The following is an 8,945-nucleotide window of genomic DNA, read 5'->3' as shown; positions in this document are numbered from 1 at the left end:
ACAACTTCAGCTCCTGGATTTACTGCTTTAACTTTAGCAACAATTGCATCTTTCTCATCTTGTGTTAATGAGTCTGGATTTGCTACTACTGTCTTATCTGCTGGTTTTACGATGTCATTTCCTGCGTTTGGCTTAGCTGCTTCTTCTGCTGATTTTGTTAAGTCTGCTGCTGGAATTACCGCTGTTTTCCCTTCTGGTGTTGTTACTGTTGCGTTTCCTTTGTCGTCTACTGCTACAGTTGCTTCTGGATTTACTGCTTTAACTTTATCTTCGATTGCTTTTTTCTCTTCTGGAGTTAGAGCATTTGGATTTGATACTACAGTCTTATCTGCTGGTTTTACAATATCGTTTCCTGCGTTTGGCTTAGCTGCTTCTTCTGCTGATTTTGTTAAGTCTGCTGCTGGAATTACCGCTGTTTTCCCTTCTGGTGTTGTTACTGTTGCATTTCCTTTATCGTCTACTACTACAGCTGTTCCTTCTGGGTTTACTGCTTTCACTTTATCTTCGATTGCTTTTTTCTCTTCTGGAGTTAGAGCATCTGGATTTGATACTACAGTCTTATCTGCTGGTTTTACGATGTCGTTTCCTGCGTTTGGTTCTGTCAAGTAAGCTTCTGATTTGAATAAATCAACTTCTGGAATTGTTGCTGTAGTACCGTCTTTTAGAGTCACTGTTGCATTTCCATTTTCATCAAATATAACAGATTTAGCTTCAGGATTTAATTCTCTTAGTTTTTCTTCTACTGTAGCTCTATCGTCTGGATTTGTTGGGTTTCCAACTACTTTATCCGCTGGTTTAACGATTTTACTATTTCCTGCATCTAGGTTAGAAGTATCTTCTTTAGTTCTTACTAAATCAGTTGCTGGGATTGCTGCAGTTTTACCATCTGGAGTAGAAACAGAAACAGTTCCATTTTCATCGATTGTTACGATAGCATCTGGATTTACCTCTTCAACTTCTGCAACAATCTTAGCTTTTTCTTCATCTGTTAACTTAGATGGATCTTTTACGATAACTTTATCAAGTGGTTTGTTAATGTCATTTCCACCTTTACCGTTATCTAATTGGTCCTCAGTTTTCGCTAATTTTGTCGGATTGATAATTCCTTTATCGCCAGCTTCTGTTGTTACTTCGATTTTTCCATTATCATCATATTTAACTTCTTTAGCTGTTGGGTTAACTTTCTTAACTTCTTCTAAGATTTTAGCTTTTTCTTCGTCTGTTAATGTGCTTGGATCTTTAACTAACACTTTATCAATCGGTCTGTTCACTTCTCCAATTGATCTAATAGCCGTCTTATCAGCTTCTTCTATTGTATTAACATCTTCTACACTGCTTACTGCATCGATTCCTTCTTTTGCTTTTTTCGCAACTTTATCTACTTTAGCTTTTAATACTTCCTTAGATGCAGGAGTTAAATCTGTACGAGCATCAATTTCTTTTTTCTTCGCTGCTGTTTCTTCATCAATTGCTTTACGTGCATTTGGTTTGTCTTCTACAACAGGAACTGCTTGATCGATTGTACCTTTAGTATCTCCTTCTCCAACAGCCTTATCTTTTTCAGCTTTAACTGCTGCATCTGTTGTTTCTTTGTCAACTTCTGCTTTTGCTGCTTCAGCTGCATCTGTTGCTTTTTTAGCTGCTTCTGCTTTTTCTTCATCAGTTGCATCTGGAGTGTTAGCAATTGTTTCTAATTGCTCTGCTAATTTATCTTCGATTGCTTTTTTAGCTGTTGGTTTAGTTACTGCTTCTGGATTTACCGCTGTAACTTCATCTACACCTGTTTTCTTAGCTGTATCTACTGCTGTTTGTGCTGCTGTTGCTGCTTCTGGTGTAGCTGCGTTATCTGGTTGTTTAGCGATTTCAGCTAATTGGGCATCAGCCTTATCTTTTGCGTCTTTCTTAGCTGCTGTTTTTTCTTCATCAGTTAAGTCAGTACGTGCATCGATTGCTGCTTCTTTTTCTTTTAATGTATCTGCTACTGCTTTTTTAGCTGCTTCTTTAGCTACTGGATTTACCGTTGCGATATCATCTGTTCCTGCTGTTTTAGCTGTATCTACTGCTGCATCTGTTGTTGCTGCATCAATAGCTTTAGTTGCTGCATCAGCCTTAGCTTTCGCTGCATCTTTAGCTACTTTTTTCTCTGCATCTGTTAAATCTGTACGTGCATCGATTGCTGCTTCTTTTGCTTTTAATGCATCTGCTACTGCTTTTTTAGCTGCTGGTTTCTTAACCGCTGTTGGATTTACTGCTTGAACTTCTGATACTCCAGTAGTTTTCGCTGTATCTACTGCCCCTTGAGCTGCTGTAGCTTTTTCTTCAGTATCTACTACAGCTGGTTGCGCTGTGATTGCATCTGTTGCTTTCTTAGCTTTTGCTTGAGCATCTTTCTTAGCTGCAGCTTTCTCTTCAGTGGTTAAATCTGTACGACCATCAATTGCTGCTTCTTTCTTAGTTAATTCATCTGCAATTGCTTGTTTAGCTTTTTCTTTAGCGATTGGACGTACTGCTGTTACATCGCCAACACCTTTATCTTTCGCATCATTAACAAGTTTTTGTGCTGCTGTTGCAGCGTCCGCAGTTTCTGCATTGTCAGGTTGTGCAGTAATTTTTGCAGTTTCTGCATCTGCTAATTTCTTAGCTTCTGCTTTTGCCGCTGTTTTCTCATCATCTGTTAGATCTTTACGGGCATCGATTTCATTGTTTTTAGCTGTTAATGCAGTTGCAATTGCTTCTTTTGCTTTTTCTTTCGCTACTGGGTTGACTTTTGCGATTTCTCCGGTACCAGCTGTCTTAGCTTGTTCTACTGCTGTATCTGTTGTTGCTGCATCAATTGCTTTAGTCGCATCCTCTGCTGCTTTATTATTTTTCGCAATTGCCGCATCTTTTTCTGCTTGTGTTAAATTAGGATCCGCTTTAATTGCATCTTCTTTTGTTTTACGCGCTGCTTCAACTGCTTTTTTAGCTTCTGGTTTCTTAACGGCTGTTGGATTTACAGACTTAACATCTGCTGCACCTTTTGTTCCTGCTGCATCTACTGCTTCTTGAGCTGTTGTCGCTTCAGCTGGTGTATTAGCTGCATCAGGTTGTGCGTTAATTTTCGCTAATTCTGCATTTGCTTTATCTTGAGCATCTTTCTTAGCTGCCGCTTTCTCTTCATCAGTTAGGTCTGTACGTTCTTCAATTTCTTGAAGTTTTCCTTTTTGACCATCTTTTCCATTTAAAGCATCTGCGATTGCTTGTTTAGCTGCTTCTTTTGCTACCGGAGTAACGTTGTCGATTGCTGTAGTTCCGTTACCTTTAGCTGTTGTAAGAGCATCTGCTGTTGTTGCTGCATCTACTGCTTTTGTTGCATCTTCTGCTGCTTTGTTAACTTTAGCGATTGCCGCATCTTTTTCTGCTTGAGATAAGTTACTATTGTTCGTAATACCGTCTACTTTATTTTGACGAGCTGTTTCGATATCCGCTTTAGCTGCATCTTTAGCTAATGGATTTACAGATTTAACATCTGCTACACCTTTAGTTTTCGCTGCATCTACTGCTTGTTGAGCTGTTGTTGCTGCATCTGGTGTCTCCGTTGCGTCAGGTTGTTTAGCAATTTCGCCTAACTGTGCATCTGCTAATTTCTTAGCTTCTGCTTTAGCATCATCTTTCTCTTTCTGGCTTAAGTCTTTACGACCTTCGATTTCAGTATTTTTAGCTGTTAATTCATCATTAATTGCTTTCACCGCTGCAGCTTTCGCTACTGGTGTAACGTCGTTGATTGCTGTAGTTCCGTTATTTTTAGCTGTTTCTACATCAGCAGTTGTTGCCGCATTTTCAATAGCAGTTTTTGCTGCTGTTGCTTTCTCTGTAGCTTTATTTTTAGCTTCTGTTTTCTCAGCTTCTGATAAATCTTGGCGACCTTCAATTGCTGAAATTTTGCTTGCTAAATCTTGATCAATAGCATTCTTAGCGTTTGTTTTTACGCTTGTTTCTGGATTATCATTGCTAATTGCAGTTGTTCCTGTGTTTTGTGCTTGCGTTAGAGCATCTTGAGTTTTAACAGTATCAGCATTAATTGCATCAAGAGCTGCTTTCTTATCATTGTTTACTTTAGCAATTGCTGCATCTTTTTCTTCTTTGGTTGCAGCTGTGTTACCATTAATTTTTTCAATTTGTGCAGTAGCTGCTTGTTCTACTGCATTGATAGCAGGTTGTTTATCAAGATTCACAATTACTGTATGCGTTAATACGTCTGATTCTTTTCCTTGGCTATCTACAACTTTATACTTAACAACGTAAGTTCCCGCAGTTGTTGTATCAATAGTCTTAACAGTTTCATCACCATTTACTGAAACAACTTCAGTTGTTCCTTTTGTTCCAAGTGTTGCATTCTTATCATCTTCATGGTCTGCTGCAGTAACAAGTGACATTGGATCAACAGTATCTCCTACATTTACTGTAGTTTCTGTTTGACCATTTGTAGAAGTAAGTGTTGGTTTTTCGTTGCTTACAGGCGTTGAAACCCAACCCACTGGACTTGAATACTTACCATCAAAAATATTTGAAATAACTCGTACATCTGTTCCTTCTTTGATTTTTTCTTTCATTTCTAATGTTACAGTATCATAGAAACCATCTGAAGTAACAGACGTAATCGTTGCTTTAGAAGCATCTTTCATAGTCCATTGACTATCTTTATTTTCACGTTTGAAGGCTAACTCACTTCTTGCATCCGTTTCTTTATTTTTATAATCAACATAAGCTATTCCTGCGTCATGTGGAACTTTTACGACTAATTTGTTGCTTCCTGCAACCACACTAGCTCCATCTTTTGAAGCTTCAGATGGTAAAACTTTAGAAGCTCCTAAGGCAACCGGAACTACTGTTTCAACACTTTCTAATCCATTTACTGTTTGAGTAACTGAAAGAGGTTCTCTTGGATAAAGTTGTGTTTGATCAGTAATATTACTATATAATCCATGCGTAAGATCTACTGACCAATTTCCATCTGTTCCTACTGTAACATTATCATATAAAGTTCTTAATTGATTAGGATTTTGTTCATCTTTTACTGATACTTTAATAGTAGCTCCTGGTGTTCCTGTCCCGCTTAAAGTTCTATCTGTCGATAAAACTCCATCTTCTCTAAGAACAGATTTTCTTGATTGCGTTCTAGTTACGACTGGACCAGGTGCAGAGCGTAGAACTGATGTTTTTTCAATTGTATCTGTAGAACCATCTTTATAAGTCACTACAATATTATTTCCAGAATTAGTAATAGATTGAATATATTGCGATGCGTTTTCTACTAATTTGCCAGGTTTTGTTTCTTCTTTGTCTCTTAATCTTGCATCATCAGCTGTGTTGTAAACGATTTTAATGTTACTTTTAATTTTCTCAAAATCTTCTGTTGAAAGGTTATTTACATCGGCAACTGCTATTTTATTCGATTCAGCACCTTGAAGTTGAACATCATATTTTTGAGTTTGTTCACGAACTACCAGTCTGAAAGCACCCTCTTGTTCTAGATTCCTATTATTATCTGGATAAGAGAAAATCGCCCCATCTAAATCTTCCGCAACCAAGTATCTCGTAATTAAATTACCTGTATAATTTCGATTTCCATTAATCGTATCTGACACTCTACCTGTGATTCTTGTGATAGCTGGCTTAGCCGTTGTTGCAACAATACCATTTTCATTCGTTTCAGAAGTCATTGTTAAGCCATATTCATCCCTAACCTGTCCTCTTGCCGCACCAGAATTACTAATGTTTGCTGAACCTTGTACGATACGAAGGTCTTTAATTTTACCAGAATCATCTGTTACACCAAATTCAAGATTCGTGTCTTCTCCTCTATAAACATAAATTTCTTTTGCAGTAGGATTAGAGAATGGGAAAATCCCTTTTGGTCTTACATTTAAAACTTTACTTTTTTCAATTGTATCTACAGAACCATCTACATATGTTACAACAAGCTTGCTAGGTTCAGTCGTCGATACTGCAACAGTATCAATTAATGAAGTAGGATTAGTCACTGCTGTACCTTTTAGACTTGCAAGTCGTTCGTCATCATTTGTAGAAGAATACTCTAATTTCAATCTTGACTTAATCGTTGCTAAATCTGTTGCTGTAATATTATCGATATCATTAACAGTAATACGTGTAGCTCCTGTTAAATCTGTAACATCATACTTTTTAGTTTGAGATTCTAAATACAGTTTAAAGTATCCAGGGTCGTTAATGTTTGTAGCTCCTCCGCTAACAGTATCCCCGTTACTATTTGTTACCTTCAGATAACTTGTAGCTATCTCAGCGTGCTGATTTGCTTCTTTATTATATCTAGGCAATGCCATATATCTCTCATTAGCCTGCCCCGTAATTCTAACTGTTGCTGTACTATCTGTTTCGGCTATAATTTGATGATATCTCCATCCAAAACCATCTTCAACAACTGCTGGGTCAGAAGTAGCTATATAATCTCTATTTCCACCTTTTTTAATAAGAGCTTCTCTTATTCTTCCATTAGTTGAATTTACAGTAATTTCAACATTAGCCTCTTCTTTATTATATAGATAGATTTCTTTTCTATCAGTATTCGAAAAATCAATCGTATAACTGATAGTATTATTTGAGTTTGGTGTTGTTGTTGGTGTACGGAACACATTATCTTTATCTAACACTTTCCCGTTACGTGGATCATGAGAGCCTGAGTTTTCGATTGAGTTAGAGTCTGGTTTTTTATCAGTATTTTCTGCTTTTTTACCTACAGTTGGTTGTCCGTTAGTAGTGTCTACTTTCGGAGCTTCTTTTTTGGGCTTGTTCTTTAATTTTGAGCTTACTGTAGTGACAAGATTTCTGTAAGCTAGGTTCAATTCTTCTTGACTAGTTGCAGATTCAAGAACTGATTTAGCAGAAGCTAATTCAGATGTCAAAAGAGCTACACTCTCCTCTGTTTTAGTCGCATACTTGCCTGCCGAAATTTTTGATTCAATTTCTGAAATGTAGTTTTTAAGCTGTGTTTTGTCCAAAGCTGGAGTTGTTGCTTCTGCTGGTTTAGCAGTAGGTTCTTCTGCAGCTGCTTTTTCTACAGGAGCGCCTTCTGTTGGTTTAACAGTATTCTCTACTATTGGAGCTACTGGAGCTGCTGGAGCAAGGTAGGCTGGTTTAGACGATTCATTTACGACTTGTGATTCATTATTTTCAAGAGACTTTTCATGCCCTTGTCCTTGTCCTTCTGTCTTGCTGAGTTCGTTAGCCGATACAGCTCCGTTCCCTAAGAACATGAAAAGAGCAGCAACTGCTACACTAGCCGCACCAAAGCTATACTTACGGATTGAATAGCGCGTCACCTTTTCGCGACGTAGATTCTTTGATGATTTGTTTTCCATTAATTTAGGATCTCCTTTTGGAAGTTTATTTTTGTTCCTCACACGAAACTAGCCGTCTACTAAAGTAGCGGCAAATAATGGTATTCAATGTGAGTTCCCACATGAACTATTCTACTTTATTTTTAATATATATGCAAGTCATTTAACTTTAAATTTTCGCAAAAAAAAAAAAAGCTTTTAGGCTCTTTTCGGATTGGCATCAAATTTCATTTTTTTATCTTTATATGGTTTTATGCATAAATATTACAAAACCAAGCAGCTGATGACTATACTAAAAACTATCGAATAAAGTAGCTCAAGTGATTTGAATTTTCCCTTGAAAACCAGTATAATGGTAGAATGCTATATGACTAGAAAGGAAGTTGAATGAAGCAATCTATTTCAAATCTCAAGTTAGCTGAACGTGGGGCCATTATCAGTATTTCGACCTACCTGCTCTTATCTGCAGCCAAATTGGCTACTGGCCATCTTCTTCATTCATCCAGTTTGGTAGCCGATGGTTTTAATAACGTCTCGGACATCATTGGAAATGTTGCCCTCTTGATTGGGATTCGGATGGCGCGCCAGCCTGCAGACCGTGACCACCGTTTTGGCCACTGGAAGATTGAGGATTTGGCAAGCTTAATCACTTCCATCATCATGTTTTATGTCGGTTTCGATGTACTTCAGGATACCATTCAAAAAATTCTCAGTCATGAAGACACGGTCATTGACCCTCTTGGTGCAACCCTAGGAATCATTTCTGCAGCGATTATGTTTGTAGTTTATCTCTACAATACTCGCCTCAGTAAGAAATCCAACTCCAAAGCACTTAAGGCCGCAGCAAAGGACAATCTTTCTGATGCTGTCACCTCACTTGGTACTAGCATTGCCATCCTAGCCAGTAGTTTCAATTATCCCATTGTGGATAAACTGGTTGCTATCATCATCACCTTCTTTATCTTGAAAACTGCCTATGATATCTTTATCGAGTCTTCCTTTAGTCTTTCAGATGGTTTTGATGACCGTCTGCTTGAGGAATATCAAAAGGCCATTATGGAAATTCCCAAAATCAGCAAGGTTAAGTCCCAAAGAGGTCGTACCTACGGTAGCAATATCTACCTTGATATTACGCTAGAAATGAATCCTGACTTGTCGGTTTATGAGAGCCACGAGATTGCAGATCAAGTTGAGTCTATGTTGGAAGAACGTTTTGGTGTCTTTGATACCGATGTCCATATCGAGCCAGCACCTATCCCTGAGGATGAGATTTTAGACAATGTCTATAAAAAATTGCTTATGCGCGAACAATTGATTGATCAGGGAAATCAACTGGAAGAACTCTTGGCTGACGATTTTGTCTATATTCGTCAAGATGGAGAACAGATGGATAAAGAGGCCTATAAGGCTGAAAAAGAATTGAACTCTGCTATCAAGGACATCCAAATCACTTCCATCAGTCAGAAAACCAAACTCATCTGCTATGAATTGGACGGAATTGTCCATACCAGTATCTGGCGTCGCCACGAAACTTGGCAAAATATCTTTCACCAAGAAACCAAAAAAGAATAGAGAAATCCTGTCATGAGA

2 protein-coding genes are annotated in these 8,945 nt (G+C 37.9%); one reads left to right on the top strand and one right to left on the bottom strand.

Going from position 1 to position 8,945, the window contains the following annotated elements; genetic code table 11:
- Positions 1–7,376: DUF1542 domain-containing protein (locus tag N8M20_RS04630; RefSeq protein WP_261079244.1), on the bottom strand; the 7,376-nt coding region annotated here is incomplete at its 3' end.
- A 366-nt stretch (positions 7,377–7,742) separates the two neighbouring features.
- Between N8M20_RS04630 and mntE the strand changes: the two genes are divergently transcribed.
- Complete coding sequence (gene mntE / locus N8M20_RS04625) at positions 7,743–8,927, top strand: CDF family manganese efflux transporter MntE (RefSeq protein ID WP_261079243.1); 1,185 nt, start codon at positions 7,743–7,745, stop codon at positions 8,925–8,927.
- Positions 8,928–8,945: the final 18 nt, after the last annotated feature.

This window comes from Streptococcus mitis, from assembly GCF_946190275.1.
GTDB classification, from domain to species: Bacteria; Bacillota; Bacilli; order Lactobacillales; family Streptococcaceae; genus Streptococcus; species Streptococcus mitis_DC.
Note: the sequence above shows the minus strand (reverse complement) of the source record. Positions and strands in the feature narration are given on the sequence as shown.